The sequence below is a fragment of the Sporosarcina sp. SAFN-010 genome, from assembly GCF_059415065.1.
On record NZ_JBPFDS010000011.1, the window covers coordinates 106,728 to 123,361 of the forward strand.

Sequence of the window (16,634 nt, forward strand, 5' to 3'; positions counted from 1 at the left end):
AAAAATCGTACTAACATAACTAAAAGTTTATCCGCAATTATAAATTTAATTTCTACAATTTTTATCGTTGCATCTTTGATAGCAATGATATTTATAATATCATTTGGCTATAACTCTTGAATTGAAATTGTTAAGCTAATGGTGGCAATTGCGGAAGATGAACTGTTCCTAAAAGGGCCATTATCTAGCATGCAAATTGTTGCTTTGCGCTCCAGACGGAACGCTTTCCGAGGGGCGTGGCTTGAGCCTCCTCAGTCGCAAAAAACGCTCCCTGCGGGGGTCTCAAGGCGCACGCTGATCCCTTCGGAGTCGTCCGTCTTCCGTTCCAAGCAACGGAGTGTAGTTGTTATAAAGCTTGCATTCAAGAATAGGGCTATTTTGCTGAATATGAATCGGCTATTTATTAACCATATAGGGTTTAAAATTATACTAGGATAGGTGGAAAATGATTTCAGTTGATAGAAAATTAAGGTTAAGGGATTTGGAGATTTTCCGCTTTTTAAAAGATAATGTAGTATTAGCTTATGTCATCATCGAAGATACTCGGAAACCTTATACAGAGGAAGACAAAAAGCTAGATCCTCTTTGTTTCTTAGACGAAGAAGACTTGAATGAAATAGTTAATGTGTTTAAAATTTACTTTTTAAGTGATGAACCTTTAAAAAGAAATGATTCCGTTATGTTAAGAGAGTTTTTCGGGAATTAGTTAACAATAGTTCTTTTACTAATTACATTACACAAGAATATGTAGATGAAAAATTATACGAGTATGCAGACGATATTTGCAAAACTGAAACTTATCAAAGGATGTTGGAGGTCGTGGGATCTTCATACAGAATCCGAGATATCAATACTGAAAGTTGGTTGCATTTATCTCAAGACTAATCCGCTGAAGACACGATTAACGAATTCCACTGAAACTATCAAGTCCTTTAGTCACCGATACCACTGCAATCGGGGGCTTTTCTGTGACACCACTATCTCGGAATAGGGCTAATTAGAGAAGGAGAGTAATAACTATGCACGTATATGATGAAAAAGAGTTACCGTGGTATCTACGAGATAGACCGTTCTTTATCATATCCTTTCTTTTTGTGCCTATATCCTTGATTATATTGATTTCTAAACGGAAGCAAATATACAAGGAAACAATGTCTGATAGACTTTTTATAGCAGGGATGTTCACGTTTCTTTTTATGCTGAAATTTCTACCTAGCAATGTATATACAATCATAATAGCTGTTCTTCTATATCTTTTTACTGGATTCTTACTGGTGATGAAGCTAATTATTACTGACAAAAGTAATAATTGATTTTAAATAAGTTACTAATGCTTTTATACTGCTATCGGGGGCGTTTGTTGAATTCGTCTGTTCATCCTGTCGCATTTTGATCTCGAAAATAACATTGCGCTAGTTCAACGCGAACTTTCTTCCTTATCGGAGGAAATAAATATCTATGCTTCGAACAAGGATTGCGCTTTGCGTTTAAAGGGAGACAAGATGGACGTTTTTGGAGATGTGTATTTAATTTCCCACTCAAAAATTCAGAAGTTGGATGAGACGCTCTAGTTATGGAAAATGCCCAGGGCTTAATTGAATTAATTTCTTTATGCAAAGCTTCTATTATAAAAATTAGAGAGGGCGAACTATGCAAAATAGTATTGTTTCTTCATCATCCAGAACGTATAGATATGCAGAATGGCTAAGTTACAATAAAGCCAAACTGTCTGTGAAGATTGTTGCTTTTCGCTACAGACGGTACGCTTTCCGAGGGGGCGTGGCTTGAGCCTCCTCGGTCGCGAAAATCGTGCGCCCTGCGGGGGCTCAAGGCGCACGCTGATCCCTTCGGAGTCGTCCGTCTTCCGCTTCAAGCAACGTAGAGTACTATAAATAAAGCGTCCATTCATCAAACTGACCAAACTGATGGATTATGTTAAGAGGTGAAATATGAAGTATGTAATAGGTTTGTATATTGTAATGGCTATAATGGTAGCTGTGAATTTGATAAGTGAGTTTATTCTAAAAGGGGAGTATTCAGCAATTGCCAGTTGGGTCATCGTCATGCTTTTCCTTTTAGGAGGTGTCCTTTTCGCTAATGCAAGATACTATTTGACGAGAAAGTAAAATACAACAAATGGGGGCGTTAATGGAACACAACCGTGCACCAATAGGGCCATTTAGTTGAAGAAGGCAATCCGAAATTAGGTAGTTAAAAAGGGAGAGACATTCACAAATGGATTGGAATTGGAATGAAACTAGCATAAAACTCCCTTATACATCCGAAAACTTAAAAACATTGTTAGATACTGTTTGTAAGAAAGAAAATGAATTTCCACAATATGATTTTGCTATGTGGTGCGATAATTTAACAACGGCTTGGTTGGATGAAGATTTAAGCGATCAGGATGAACACACATATTACGTAGCCCAAAGCATTGAATGTCAATGGGATTTGTTTTGGGATGAACAAGAATTAAGAAAAATGGATCAAACGAAATTAGAGTTACCACTTAGTTGGTTTATGGAATGGTCAAAAGAATTAAATAAATAGGATGTGGTTATTTTTTTCTTTTATCGGGTGCATTAATTGAACAAGTTCTGTGCACCAATCGGACCATTTACTTGCATTATATTGAATTAATCTTGTAAGGAGGGACAGTGTGAAAGCAAAAGAAATTCTTCAAGAATTAGATGCATACACAGAGGACTATAATTTTCCTATACTAGATAATTATAATGTTGACTTGGCACAGTGTAGGATAACTGTCTTTAGTGATAAAGAACAATGGTTAATTGTATTTGAAATTGTAGGGATAGACATAAATCAGGAGATAACTACTAATTTATATATTTATAGCAACGTCACTAGACAGAGAGGTTTATTAACAGGTATAGATGACATTGTAACCTTAGAAAATAAAGAAAACTGGTATGATGACGAAGGCAATTTTATTGTAAATCCGTTTCATTTAGAACTTATTATCAGGGGGAAAAAGGTTACATTAAACCCGGAAAAGACTGAATACATTAAGTTGGGAATTAATACTGAAGCATTTAATTTAACTAAGCTTCTACGCTATCTAAATTCACAATACGAAGAAGAATTATGGTTAACGATCGAATCTGTAAAACTAGAGTTAGGTGAAAGTATTGAATTACCACAATTTTATCAAAGTAGTGAATGGCAGCATCCGGATATTAGTGATGGACAAAAACCAAGCGGAAGTATTTTTTTTCAAAGTCTGTCGCAAGCAATTGAGTCGAATAATGTGGATTTAATAAAATCGGGTGAATCAAATACTCACTGGTCTAATTGGACATGGAGCGATTTTGAAAACCAGGAAGAAGATATGGAATAAAGAGGTGTTATGCATTCGGGGGCGTTTGCTGTACAAGTAATTGCTCCAATGTGGCAAACGGGCCAGATTGAGGCACAAAAAAAATATAAAAGATTAAGGCAAGCTGCGTGTTGCCTGTTTTCTTTTATGTTTATAGCCTCTTAAATTTAAGAAATTCTTCATAAATTTATATAGCATTTCTAAATAATTTCTCGATATACTAAGAGCACGAGATTGAGAAAGGGGATTATGTAAGAAAGGAGAAAAAAGTTAAAGAAATATACATAGGATAGTATATCTACTTTCATTTTTACACTATTAAATATGCTTGACGAGTGTTTCATCAATACATGAAAAGCATTAAAACAGAAATCGAGGAAGACGTATGAAAAAAATATTTAATGGCATAGGTCTACTAGTAGCAGTTTTTTCTATTTTCTTTTTTCTATTGGTTGCGGACAAAATTGTCTACCATAACGATGAAACAGTATATGACCTTGAATTGTCTCATAATATATCCAATGATCTTTTAAGTGAAGTTGCTAAAGAGACATATGTAATGATTAGATTAGTGGATTCAAAGAACATAAGTTTTGGGAAAAACGAGTTAGACGTTACGTTCATCAATCCAGTTTCAACAGTTAGTGTGGGAAAACAATCAAGTGTTTTTCCAAAAGATAACATTAACTATTATGTTTATAACGAAAAAGAAAAAAGTAAAAATATTAAGTTTTTCACTGTTCAAAGCAATAGTGAGAAAAAAATTAACAGTCTAAAGCGCTCTTTAGAAAAAAAGGGTTACAGCGTTAATATTCGCAAAAATGAACCAGTAGATTTCAACCTAGGCATGCTTTTTTCTTCACTGAATTTAAAGTTTTTCTCCTTACTTACATTATTAATAATATTAAGCATAGCAACATATTATGTGCATCGATTAAAGGAAATTGGTATTAAAAAGTTACACGGTTGGAATAACAGAAAAATTTCTTTTTATTTATTGTTTAAATTGTCAATCCATGCGTATGCAGCTAGTCTATTTCTAGCCGTACCCTTCAGTATATATATCATGATTAATGATATTAGTAAAATTATTTTATATGGACGTATATACTTTTTATTATGTTTCTTTTTAGGATTAGTTTTCTTGATATCCGCTCTTATTGGAACGCTATATATCTATAAAGTGAATCAGGTTGGAGCGATAAAAAATAAAAAAAATAATAAAGTACTCTTTTATAGCTTACTCTCATTTAAGTTTGTGATTGTTACCTTGCTATTATTTTCGTTGAACGCCGCTATTACCGATATCAACAAGCTAAAATCAAGTATTCAATCTATCGATGTCCTACAAAAGAATGATCTTTACAAAATACAAACATCGGCTGTTCCTGAAACTAAGCTACATGAAAAACTTGATCAATTTATTAATACTATAAATGATGAAAATCTGTACAATTATTCACCACCTGATGATCTGTTAAATGTCACAAGGTTAAAGCAGTACCAATCAACTAATAAACTACGTGAAATTGACAATTTTGCATTCACCTCAATTTCTTCTAACGTACTAGAATTGATTGATATTGTTGATAACAATGGACTACAACTTAATAGTTCTGTAATACAGGCTAATACTTTGTTAATTCCAAATCATTATAAGAGCGAAACTAAAACTATTCTTAACAATCTACAATTTGATAAAAGTACTGAAATTGTTTATGTGAAAGACGGGCAAGTGCAAGAAAGTATTTTATGGCCTGGGTTATATGTATATGATTCTATTTACTATGTGCATGATCTGAAAAAGATGCTCTATCTAAATTCAGGGGAAGTATTATTTGATAACAAAAGTTCGAAGGTTATCGAAAAAAAACTGACTAAATTAGAACTAGACGCCAACAGCATAAGAGTTGATTCTTTAGATAAGGAATATAATATTTTTAAAGGCAACTTAGAATTGAACCTTTTTGAATCGATGTTTCATCTGATTATCAATATACTTTCATTTTTACTCTGTATTTTATCTATAGTAACGATTTTCTTAGAGTTGAGAAAAAAGGAGTTTGGAGTTTATCGATTGCTTGGAAAGTATCCAGGAACGTCTATAAAGAAATTTATGATTTTAAATGGAATAATCACGATAGGCATTTCACTTATTGTAAATCCTATATTTTTGATTTTATTTATCATCGAGGCTTTAATTTATAGTGTTTTGATTTATCAATACATCAATCGAAAAGCGATACTAGCAATAAAAGGCGAATAATTATAGAAGTGGAGATAATCATGACCTTAATTAAACTAGAGAACATTACTAAAACGTTTAATGGTGAACCTATATTCGTTAATTTCAACCTGGAAATAGATAAGGGTGAGTTTCTAGGCATAGCAGGAAGAAGCGGAGCAGGAAAATCTACGTTATTGAATATAATAGGACTACTTGAGGATTGTGAGGGAACTGTTAGTATAAAAGGAAAAACGATTGATAATATCAATTCAAAAGAAGCTCGATTGGTATTAAAAAACGATATTGGATATCTATTTCAGAACTATGCATTGATCGATGACCTAACTGTGTATGAAAATTTAACAATTATTTTTGATAAGACTCCTAAAAAAGAACGTAGAGCACTAGCATTACGCGAATTAAGTAAGTTAGGGCTAGGAGATGTGTTAGATAAAAAAATATATCAGCTATCTGGTGGCGAACAACAACGAGTTGCGATGGCAAGATTAATTTTACGTGATAGTGAAATTATTCTTGCGGACGAACCAACGGGAAGCTTAGATAAAAAAAATGGTGCCATCATAATGAGTTTACTCAAAGAACTACACATGCAAGGTAAAACTATTATTATGGTGAGCCATGATGAAAACGCAATATTGAATTGCACAAGGGTGATTAATTTATAACATGACTTATTGAATATTGCTCCAACCACAGTGATCAAAAACGGTTTTTTGGTATAAGAGGATCACTAATATCGTATAAGCGCCATCTTTCAATCGATCTGTTTTGTTTATTTATTGGAATCGTTAGTTTAACAAACGGGGGCGTTTGCTTAATAGGTGATCGCTCTATATCGCAATCGTGCCAATAATTTATTGTAGAAAAATTTATACAAAGCCAATTGGAATTTACGTTTAAGGGATAAATAGATATTGTGTTGTGTCGTATTTTAACTCATAAAAAGGGGGTGTAGAAATGGATTCGTTTCTCTGGATAACTGTTGGTTTCATCGTAATCGGATTTGTTGTTCTCGTTTTTATGAAAAGAAGTATGGAAAGGAAGCTTGTTTTAATAAAAGAAAACGAGGAAAGTATGGAAATTGAACAGAATTCGCCTAAACCTATTATTCGGTGGATATGGGGATCTGTTCTTTGGGGAATAGTGAGTATGTTTTTAATCGTATGGTCTTTTTCTGTTTATGCGTAAAATAGATTGGCGACGAAGTAATCCACTTTTCTGAAAGACTGTATTTCAAGAGTAGAGCCAGATCATTTGTTTGTTTGAGCTAAAAAAGGAGTGAATTGCGTGAAGCTATGGAATCGTACCGTTATGAAAAAAAGGTTTTGTTTGGCTTTTCCTATCATGTTTTCTTTTGGTAGCTTGTAGTAATGAAAGTGAAGAATTTAAAGGCAAAATTGATATAAAGGGAAACATTGTAGAAGTAGATAGCCCTGGAAATAGTATCTTGGTTGAGGATAAACAATTAGGTTTAACATGGGTTGCACTGCATGAAAATGATGACATCAAAGATTATGAAGAAGGACAAGAAGTGGCTGTTTGGGTAGATGGTGGAATAGACACTTTTTCGCCTGCATTCACTCAAGCATTAAATATTGAAATTATAAATCCGAAACAATGATAATTCCGTTCCGTAAACGGGGTTGATTCTGAAACAGGGATCTGCTCTCTTCAACAAAAGGGCAATTTAGTTTACTAAGGGGATTTGAAAAGTGAATAGGAAGTATAGTAAGTACTCCATCATTCTAATTGTCGATGGGATTTTTATTGCGTATATGGGTTTTCCGCCGATTAATATTGATTTCTTGGGTTGGTGGGAAATAATCATCGGCTTTGGTATCTATTCAACAGGCATAGTAATTGGTTTCATTGCTTTCGTTAAGAAAGAAAAAGGATTTATAAAGTATATCTCGTTACTTTCCATTTCATTAGGTGTAATCTTTCTTGCAATTCTCTATGCAATCGTCGGTAGAATTTAACGATATTAATTTGATGACATAATTCTACTAATGGGCGCAGTTGTTGAATAACGCTGTGCCTGAAACGTGTCATTGATTGTTTAACAACTGATTGAATACGAACAAGAATAGGAAGTGCAAAATGGGATATGATTGGGAAACATGTCCCCAGGAGGTAAGGGATTTTATTCGCAACCTTAATAAAGGTATACAAAGGATAATAAAAGAAAATTTTGTGGGTTTTTATATACACGGTTCCTTGGCGATGGGTGGTTTTAACCCTAGGAGTAGCGACATCGATGTTTTGGTTGTTACAAATAAAGCAATAGGGGTCGAAATTAAGTGGTTATTGGCACATTTTTTCCTGGAATATTCAAATTCCCCATTCCCAGTTGAAATTAGTTTTTTAAACAAGGAGCAGTTAAAGGACTGGAAGCACCCTTGTCCATTCGATTTTCATTATAGTGAATTTTGGAGAAAACGGTATCAGGATGCTTTGATAAGTGAGACGTTTAATTTTTTACAAAAGGAGAAAAGCACTGATACGGATTTAGCAGCCCATATTACAGTAACCAGCCATAGGGGGATATGTGTATATGGCGATGCTATTGCTGAGGTATTTCCTATCGTTCCTCAGTCAGATTATATATCATCAATAATGGGTGATTTCAAAGACTGTATACGAAATATTGAAAATGAACCAGTTTATTGTTCTTTAAATTTAATAAGGGTATTTTGGTATCTAAAAGAAGGGGTTATTTCATCAAAGCAAGAAGCGGGTAACTGGGGACTAGGAATATTACCGCAAGATTTACGGACCACAGTTGAAAAAGCGATTAACAACTACACGGGTAATAAAATTAATATTTCTTTTAATCAGGATGAACTCACTCTTTTAAAGAAGTATATAGCTGAAAAGGTCGAGTCTTTGTTACAAACTAGGGAATGAGTTGTCTGTCACAATCGCGGGCATTAACAAAACCAGGAATTCACTTCAAAAAAGCAGGGGAATTGAATATGAAAAATAAAGGCTAAACATAATTTGTTTAGCCTTTTTAATGATACCCGGGGCCACTTCTATTAGCGTTTATGAATGCTGTTAAATCAGTGTTTTTTTTACGACTTTCTCGAAATGTCCGGCGATCCGCAGTGTGACCAAATTGTGCTGCAACATTTCATTAATTGAAATTATTCCAATGCATATCTAAATGTGTATATTGTTGATTTGAATTTATGAAATGCACTTCTGATTCGAGGTCTTTATATACTTGGCAAATCTTAAATCGCATTATTCCCACCAATCTGTCTACCTCTCCCAGTCTAATTTCATACGTGCTATCGACAAGGTTTCAATTGGGAGTTATTCCTCTATCCTTTATGTCCTCCACGAGCGGCAACCTAATCGTAATTGTTGTCCCATACTTATTCGAATCTACATTTATTTTACCACCATGCGCTTCGACTAATTGTTTGGCAATCGTCAAACCAAGCCCTGTTCCAGTATCACCTGAGGTCGTGTTCGTTCCTCTGTAATAGCGATTGAATAGATTCTCCATCATATATTTTGACATGCCTATCCCTTCGTCTTGCACTTCAAGTAGAACCCATTCATCTTCTAGGTGTATATCTACATGAATTGGTGTACCCTCTGGGTTGTGCTTAATCGCATTACCAATAACATTGCCTAACACCCTGTTAAATCTCTTCGGGTCAATGGCGACCCAAATAGATGTGCCTCCTTTTGGAAAGGTAACAGATTCTTCTTCAACTTGACTAGCGTATTTATGAATAAATTCCCCCAACTCGATATTTTCCATCTCAATCAACACGCCCTCATTTTTCAACTGATACGTATAGGTTAAATCGTTAATAAGTGCATCCATATAGCTTGCTTTCTCTTGCATTACTGACGCGAACTTCTGCACTTCTTCACTCGTCCACTTATGACTCGATTCGAGCATCACCGAATAACCGTAAATTGAACTAAGTGGCGTTTTCAAATCATGCGATAGCCCGGTAATCCAATCTTCTCGAAGTTGCTCTGTCTTTTGTAGTTTTCGTTCATTCTCTTCCAGATTTTCAGCCAATGTTATCAAAGACTCATCCACATCTTCATATACTCTATATTTCTTCTTTAATCGTCCATCTTTCTTGTTCCGTATTTTGTGATCTTCTATATGTCCATAATCTTTTCTAGACAACTTTTCAATCTTCTTCATGAAATAAAAAACAGGTCTTCCAAATCTTTGACCTATCCAAAACGAAAATAGAATAATAAATAGTAGAAGAATGCCGTGAAAAAGAGTAATGCCTATAAGAAATTTTTTCATGAAATTAATCATAGCGGTGTTAAAGGGAGCATAATGCGGATTAGGCATTCTAACGACAGCTGTTGTTCCATCCCCAAGTATTCTAGATGTTTTTATCTCTTTTTGCTCAGCTAGAACTTGTGACATTTCAAGCAATTTCATCCCATTCAACGCATCTTTAACGTTATCGTTAGATTTATAGATAATACTACCGTCTGCGTCGTAGAGCTCAAATATGGCTTTATGCTCTTCTAATACTTTTTTCTGATCAATAGTAATCTCGGGAAAACTTTTAGAAGTCATAAGTGTTTCCAACAGTATATCGCTATCTGTCCGTTCAATGAATAGCAACGATCGATCTTTTTTTAGCAACCATATATACGAACCTTTGTCAGCAGACATTTCAATAAAATCCGTAAACTTATACTTGGAAAGGATTTCACTTTTCTCAGCAGAAGAAGTAATTATGTTTCCTTCATTATCAATAAGTTGTAAGATTCCGCCACTCTCTTCTGCACTTTTCTTTAGTGCATTTGAAAACAGGAAATTTCCCTCTGCATCCTTCTCAATGTGACTCTCGATTGTGTCAATATCTGCTTCCCGGATATTTGTATATGCATTAAAATCACTTAACCCTTTAACGGCTAAGAAGATAATAATAAGTATAGAAGCTACAGCTACACTTAAATAAAAGATAAAGAAATAACCAACAAACCGGAGTGTAATCTTACTAGACAATACACCTTCACTCTCCCTCAGTTTGAAGTTTATAGCCAATGCCACGTACGGTCTTTAAATAGTTTGGAGAGCTAGGATCAATTTCGATTTTTTCTCGTAACCTACGAATATGAACCGTAATCGTATTATCATCTATAAAACTATCCAATCCCCAAACAGCTTCATAAAGTTGCTCTTTCGAAAGAACCTGATTCGGATGCTCACAAAACAGTTTCAAGAGATGAAATTGTTTCCCTGGAATTTGGGTGATAACTCCGTTTACAATCAATTCTGCAGCGTCCACATCTAGTTGAAACTGTCCGAAGTCATAACGGTTTCTCCCTTTATTTACTGCAGACAGATATCGGCTTGTTTGGACCTTAACACGCGCTGCCAGTTCCATTGGATTAAACGGTTTCGTAATATAATCATCAGCACCGTGTATGAATCCGCGTAATTTATCTGCATCAGACGATTTTGCTGTCAAAAAGAATATCGGCGCGTCTGATCGTTTTCGGATTTGTTCTGCTAGTTTAAGACCAGTTCCATCAGGCAACATAATGTCCAATATATATAGATCATAAGATTTTTCAAGAAAGAAAATTTCTGCTTCATGGTAAGTTAAGCATACATCAATATCGAAGAATCCCTCCTTGCGTAAAATAATATCTACCATGTCCCCAATAGCTTGTTCATCATCTAACACAAGTATTTTTGCCTGTTCCACTAAATTACCTCCATATGTAAGACTCTGTTAAGGTTCCAGTCACATTCTTATAGGATTCACCCTATATAGTAACAAATGAAAGGGTGGTTTTGTATGTGGGTTATTGCTAAGCATGAAAGTTTACAACTATTAAAAAGCGTTAAATCAATTCTCGTTCTACTGTTTCTACTCGGCTGTGCGTATGCCGGCGTAAGTGTTACTGAACTATTAAAGAGTTCCTTCGACATGATGCACGAAAATGATTTATCCGTTTCTGGAAGTGAAGCGATGATACATTCGATAGGTTTATCGTTTGCTATCTTAATTTTCGGACCATTATTTGCATTCATACTTACACATGATGTGATGAATCGAGATATTGAACAACGGACAATGCGTTTTTTAATTACAAAAACCGAACGCCAAAAAATCGTACTAGGAAAAGTAATTGGCCATTTAATATTTTGGTTTACCATTATTACAATATCATACTTACTAATTTTCATTTTATCTGGCTATTTTTCATTTCTCGCTTTTTTCCAATCAGCTTCATTCATATCTGTATTTGTTGGACTGGCTTTAATACTTTCTTTGATTATTAAGAAGCCAATCTTCTCTTCATTTATTAGCATTCTGTTGGGCATCGCATTTCCCATCTTAAGTTTTTGGGCGATGTTTAGTGATAAGTGGGTTCTCTCTATTTTTAAATATGGCACCCCTTATAATTATTTGGAAGATGATAATATGCTTTTTTTTGTTAATTTTGCTTTTACAACTGTTTATATACTGTTGGCTATTTATTTATTTAGAAAGAAGGATGTATAATGAATGCCATTTCAGTTCGGAATTTAACAAAATCATACGGCCGTACCAAAGCAGTCGATTCGGTTAATCTACACATCAAAAAAGGTGAATTATATGGATTTTTAGGACGTAACGGTGCCGGAAAGTCGACGTTCATCAATATGCTAACAGGGATAATTCAACCAACAACAGGCGAGATTTCCTTACTCGAATTAAAAAACACCAATACAATATTAAAACGAATCGGCGTCTTACCTGATTACACCGCATTTTATGAATCAATGACTGCCCTGCAACACCTAAGCTATTTTTCCTCATTGCAAGGGGCTAAAAAGTCGAAAATGGAGTGCATTACAGTCTTGGAGAAGGTCGGACTTGTCCCACATGCAGCTGTAAAAGTCGGCAAATACTCATTCGGTATGAAAAAAAAGTTGGGCATTGCACAAGCAATTATTAATGAACCAGACTTGCTCATTCTTGATGAGCCGACTTCAGGAGTGGACGCTGAATCAGCAATTCATATCCAACGGCTTCTCCTTGACCTCAATAAAAAAGGAACGACTATTTTCATGACCTCGCATAATTTAGACGAAGTTGAAAAGATCTGTACACGGCTCGCGATTATGAAAGATGGGCGTATTATAAATGAAGGAACACTTTCTGAACTTAAACAGAAGTATACAGAGTCACTTGAAGTGGTCATGGCAATATCCCGATGGCCATCCAGTCAACTGCTCATGGAGGCTACTAATATCACAGGAGCTCTAGACGTTTTAGAATCTACTATGAGTTTCAGAGCAACTAATGATGAGATGATCCAGGAAGTCGTTCGACTGCTCGTAAACAACGGGATTGGCGTTCACCGAATCTCAGCGGACCAACCAAATCTCGAAGATATTTTTTTGAATGGATGAAAAGATAATGACAAGAAACAAAAAAAGCATTGGAACATAAATTTTCAAATTAACACATAGGGGGAATAATACTTTGTCGACATCAATAAAAAGAATAGGAACAATCGATGGAATAAGGGGATGGAGTCTATTTGGTATTCTTCTCGCAAACTTACTCATCTTTCAATACGGGATTTTCGGAAAAGATGAAATAGGTTATTTCAATCTTTCATCCACTAACTTAGGTTTTTACTATTTTACTAAGATATTTATAGAAGGTGCTTTCATGCCTATTTTTACTTTCATTTTTGGCTATTCACTCATATTAATGAAGAAAAGTCTTGAGGGAAAACAACTAAAAGTTAAATGGCATTTATTCAGAAGGTCGATTATTTTAATTGGACTCGGACTCTTACATAGCATTTTTTTATGGGAGGGGGATATTTTATTTGTGTACGGAATTATGGGGATTTGCCTTTTGCCTTTTGTTATGCGAAAACCAAAAACGATACTGATATGGGTCGTCCTTTTATTTTCTCTAATTACGGCAGTAAGCTTAGTCGATTCTGGTGAAGATTTTGAATTAACGAGTGAAGCCAAAATGACATCTTATCTAAATGAAACAATGACTATTTATAGTGCTGGAACATATAGCGAAATTAAAGATCATCGTCTGAATAAAGATCCTTTGGAACTTGGGTCAGCAGAGGCTACTCTCATGCTCTTACTGTTGCCATTTCTATTAAGTCCGATGTTTTTATTCGGGATGTATGCGGCCAAAATGAAATGGTTTCTTAATCCTATAAAAGATAAAAGAAAATACTTAACTGGTTTATTAATACTCATACCTATAGGTCTATTATTAAAAAGTACACCATATCTTTTTGATGAAATTAATTTGGAGATGCTTGGTGGAATTGTTCTTCCAATCGGATACATTTGTCTATTTGCATTCGCTTATTCTAAACTTCCGCGCACGTTAACGTTTTTTGAAAACGTAGGGAAATTATCGTTAACGAATTACATCATGCAAACTGTTATATGTACATTTATCTTTTATGGATATGGATTTGGTTTATTCGCGAGACTAGGCGTTGCAGCTGGAGTTGCTTTAGGAGCGGTCATCTTTACTTGTCAAATAGTCGTCAGTACTCTTTACTTGAAATACTTTAAACAGGGTCCATTGGAAAAACTAATGAGAGTGGGGGTATATTTACGACTGCGGAGTGCGAAGTAAGTCTAGCAACTTTTTTTAAAGGGCCGTTTCAGTAGCTCAATAGTCAAAACAGATTGGTGGGGATGTATTGCAATAACTAATTATTTGACTAAGAATTCAGAGAAAAAAAGGAGGTAAAGGATATTCTGAAGAAGGATTAAAGGAGATATTTGATAAAGACTTCTATATTTTGAATTTTATAAAAATTAAAAACCTGCACAATCAGATGATTTTTTTGTATGAGCTCAATGCAAGTTAAAAGTTAAGTGGTCTTATTCAAGTGACGGGTGCAATTCTTGCAGAAGAATTTGCGCCCGTATTATACATACTAGACCGTATTTGCAGAATAGGGGGATATAATGACCAAACAAAAGATCTATTTTTTAGGGTATTTTCTATTATTCCCAACAATCTTCATAGTTAGCTCTTTCTTATGGAGATTTCTTATTAGGAGTAGTGATTTATTAATTGTGTTAACAGATTCTTTATCAATACTAGCTATATATTATTTCATCGTGAGTATTTTCTTTGTTGTTCGTATAAAGTAAGACGTTGTATTGGAATTGCCTTCGGTCTACATAAAAGCCAAAGAAGATGATACATTCAAGTTCAAGGTCTGGGAAGTTTCTAGCCGACAAAGTTGGGTTATTGGCGAATGATGGTCTAAATGGGGTGAATGATGTTTAAAACTGTATGAAAGCTATGTAATTGGTATAATAAAAAACTGAGGGCTCAAAGCGGAAGGTTGTATGATTGTCTTCCGCTTTTTTGTTATTAGGCAAAGGGGGCTGTTCATAAACAAAGACCAGCGCTCATTCTTCATAATCGGAGCCGTTTGTGATGAGAGTTCAGAAAGGAGTTTTGATCAGTAAAGTATTGACAATGTGTACTTGTAGGGGAACCATTCAGAACATGTAGAATTGGTTAAACAGTATCTGAAACAGTCATGAGAGAAGTAAAAGTAGTGACTAATTTAGTAGAAATATTTATTCGCTGACCAATATTCTGGAATCGGGCGTTCATTTTGAACAAGTGATTCCTATAGAAGCGGTTTTACGTGAACCGCTTTTATATTCCGTCATAACGGGGTATGTAATTAAAGTGATTCAGAAAGTAATAGTGAAAATACGTGAATAGGATAGGGGCAAAACAAACCAATGGCATATATTTTATTAATTGTTGGATTTACATTGTTGATAAAAGGAGCTGGCTATTTTGTTGACGGATCTTCCAATATCGCAAGACTGCTCCAAGTTCCGCCTATTTTAATCGGGTTAACAATTGTAGCTTTTGGGACAAGTTCTCCGGAAGCGACTGTCAGTATTATTGCAGCACTGGAAGGAACTGCAGATGTTGCAGTGGGAAACGTAGTTGGCAGCAATATTTTTAACATTACTCTCGTTGTTGGAGTAGCTGCTATTTTATATCCTTTGAAGGTTGAAAGTGAGACTATTAGAAAAGAAATTCCATTTACCTTACTCGCAAGTGTGGCAATGTTAATTCTTATGAGTGACATTGTATTGCAGGGGTTCAGCAGCAACATGATTTCACGCGGTGATGGGTTCATCTTTATGCTGTTCCTTTCCATTTTTATGTATTATGTTATTGAGATTGGACTAAAAAGCCGGAAAAATGCAACGAACGAACCAGTACCTGAAAACATCAGCTGGGGTAAAAATATATTAATTACCATATTAGGTCTTGCTGCAATAATATTTGGAGGGGATTTGGTAGTAGATAATGGTACGAAAATTGCCTACTCTCTTGGTATGAGTGAAACATTGGTGGGACTAACAATTATTGCAATAGGGACTTCTCTTCCTGAACTTGTCACATCTATTACAGCTGCCTTGAAAAAAGAAAGTGAAATTGCGCTTGGGAATATCGTAGGTAGTAATATTTTTAACATTCTATTTGTACTTGGTACCTCGTCTATAATTTCTCCATTAGCGGTGAACGATAAGGTACTAATTGATGTTGTGTTTATGATTGTACTGACTGTTGTATTATTGATTTTTTCAAGGACCGGTTTCAAAATTGGAAAGCGTGAAGGATTGGTGCTTGTCGCCGTCTACATTATTTATTTAGTCTATATTATATTACGAAATTAACGCGATACTGTTTGAACCCTGTACCATTTAACTAACATTTCCGTTAGGATCTAGGGATGGGTTTTTGCTGAAGAAATTAAATAAATCACTTCAATTCCCTACATTTTGACCACTGAATTAGCAACGATTTTATTAAGATATATGCGTCTTCCGATATTTATTTTAGGTCGTATGATTCGTATGTATATTGGATTGTTGAGATATGCTCGATTTTTATTCAAAGGTTCATATATTGGAATTTAAAAGACCGCTAATTAGACTGACATAGTGATTTGAGACAACTATAAAACACCTTGATTAGGCTGCTTTAACACTGTAATTTAAAGGTGTTA

16 protein-coding genes and 1 pseudogene are annotated in these 16,634 nt (G+C 34.8%); 15 read left to right on the forward strand and 2 right to left on the reverse strand.

The window, feature by feature from the left end; all coding sequences use genetic code 11:
- Positions 1-445 precede the first annotated feature (445 nt).
- The 11 genes and pseudogenes from ACR65F_RS13230 to ACR65F_RS13280 all read left to right on the forward strand — a co-directional run bounded on the left by ACR65F_RS13230 (position 446) and on the right by ACR65F_RS13280 (position 8,495).
- Complete coding sequence (locus tag ACR65F_RS13230) at positions 446-706, forward strand: hypothetical protein (protein WP_440504688.1); 261 nt, start codon at positions 446-448, stop codon at positions 704-706.
- 670 nt (positions 707-1,376) lie between these two features.
- Positions 1,377-1,571: pseudogene (locus ACR65F_RS13235) on the forward strand (cyanophycinase); the annotation flags it as partial.
- Between the two features lie 378 nt (positions 1,572-1,949).
- Positions 1,950-2,126 (forward strand): hypothetical protein, encoded by a 177-nt coding sequence (locus ACR65F_RS13240; protein ID WP_440504689.1) that lies wholly within the window; start codon positions 1,950-1,952, stop codon positions 2,124-2,126.
- Positions 2,127-2,235: 109 nt separating this feature from the next.
- Positions 2,236-2,553, forward strand: coding sequence for a hypothetical protein (locus ACR65F_RS13245; RefSeq protein ID WP_440504690.1), 318 nt, complete (start codon positions 2,236-2,238; stop codon positions 2,551-2,553).
- A 109-nt stretch (positions 2,554-2,662) separates the two neighbouring features.
- On the forward strand, positions 2,663-3,361 hold the full coding sequence (locus ACR65F_RS13250; RefSeq protein WP_440504691.1) for a DUF7003 family protein: 699 nt from the start codon (positions 2,663-2,665) through the stop codon (positions 3,359-3,361).
- Between the two features lie 364 nt (positions 3,362-3,725).
- A complete protein-coding gene (locus ACR65F_RS13255) occupies positions 3,726-5,606 on the forward strand; it encodes a bacteriocin-associated integral membrane family protein (protein WP_440504692.1) in 1,881 nt (626 codons plus the stop codon).
- A gap of 20 nt (positions 5,607-5,626) precedes the next feature.
- Positions 5,627-6,253, forward strand: coding sequence for an ABC transporter ATP-binding protein (locus ACR65F_RS13260; RefSeq protein WP_440504693.1), 627 nt, complete (start codon positions 5,627-5,629; stop codon positions 6,251-6,253).
- A gap of 292 nt (positions 6,254-6,545) precedes the next feature.
- Complete coding sequence (locus ACR65F_RS13265) at positions 6,546-6,776, forward strand: hypothetical protein (protein ID WP_440504694.1); 231 nt, start codon at positions 6,546-6,548, stop codon at positions 6,774-6,776.
- A 166-nt stretch (positions 6,777-6,942) separates the two neighbouring features.
- Positions 6,943-7,209, forward strand: a complete 267-nt coding sequence (locus tag ACR65F_RS13270; RefSeq protein WP_440504695.1) for a DUF3221 domain-containing protein — start codon at positions 6,943-6,945, stop codon at positions 7,207-7,209.
- Between the two features lie 91 nt (positions 7,210-7,300).
- The gene (locus ACR65F_RS13275; protein WP_440504696.1) at positions 7,301-7,567 is read left to right on the forward strand and encodes a hypothetical protein; all 267 of its coding nucleotides are present in this window, start codon (positions 7,301-7,303) and stop codon (positions 7,565-7,567) included.
- A 121-nt stretch (positions 7,568-7,688) separates the two neighbouring features.
- Positions 7,689-8,495, forward strand: a complete 807-nt coding sequence (locus tag ACR65F_RS13280) for an aminoglycoside adenylyltransferase domain-containing protein (protein ID WP_052245905.1) — start codon at positions 7,689-7,691, stop codon at positions 8,493-8,495.
- Between the two features lie 400 nt (positions 8,496-8,895).
- Here the strand turns inward: ACR65F_RS13280 and ACR65F_RS13285 are convergent, their stop codons facing one another.
- Together ACR65F_RS13285 and ACR65F_RS13290 are read right to left on the reverse strand one after the other, a co-directional pair.
- On the reverse strand, positions 8,896-10,593 hold the full coding sequence (locus ACR65F_RS13285; RefSeq protein ID WP_440504697.1) for a HAMP domain-containing sensor histidine kinase: 1,698 nt from the start codon (positions 10,591-10,593) through the stop codon (positions 8,896-8,898).
- A gap of 7 nt (positions 10,594-10,600) precedes the next feature.
- Positions 10,601-11,299, reverse strand: a complete 699-nt coding sequence (locus ACR65F_RS13290; RefSeq protein ID WP_440504698.1) for a response regulator transcription factor — start codon at positions 11,297-11,299, stop codon at positions 10,601-10,603.
- A 93-nt stretch (positions 11,300-11,392) separates the two neighbouring features.
- On the opposite strand from ACR65F_RS13290, the gene ACR65F_RS13295 reads away from it, so the two are divergent.
- From ACR65F_RS13295 to ACR65F_RS13310, 4 genes are all read left to right on the forward strand, one after another.
- Positions 11,393-12,103 carry an ABC transporter permease gene (locus ACR65F_RS13295; protein ID WP_440504699.1) on the forward strand — a complete coding sequence of 237 codons (711 nt, stop codon included), beginning with the start codon at positions 11,393-11,395 and terminating at the stop codon, positions 12,101-12,103.
- Positions 12,103-12,996, forward strand: coding sequence for an ABC transporter ATP-binding protein (locus tag ACR65F_RS13300; protein ID WP_440504700.1), 894 nt, complete (start codon positions 12,103-12,105; stop codon positions 12,994-12,996). Before ACR65F_RS13295 ends, ACR65F_RS13300 begins: the two co-directional genes overlap by 1 nt.
- 73 nt (positions 12,997-13,069) lie before the next feature.
- Positions 13,070-14,212 carry a DUF418 domain-containing protein gene (locus ACR65F_RS13305; protein ID WP_440504701.1) on the forward strand — a complete coding sequence of 381 codons (1,143 nt, stop codon included), beginning with the start codon at positions 13,070-13,072 and terminating at the stop codon, positions 14,210-14,212.
- A gap of 1,136 nt (positions 14,213-15,348) precedes the next feature.
- The gene (locus ACR65F_RS13310; protein ID WP_440504702.1) at positions 15,349-16,302 is read left to right on the forward strand and encodes a calcium/sodium antiporter; all 954 of its coding nucleotides are present in this window, start codon (positions 15,349-15,351) and stop codon (positions 16,300-16,302) included.
- The last annotated feature ends 332 nt before the right edge of the window (positions 16,303-16,634 follow it).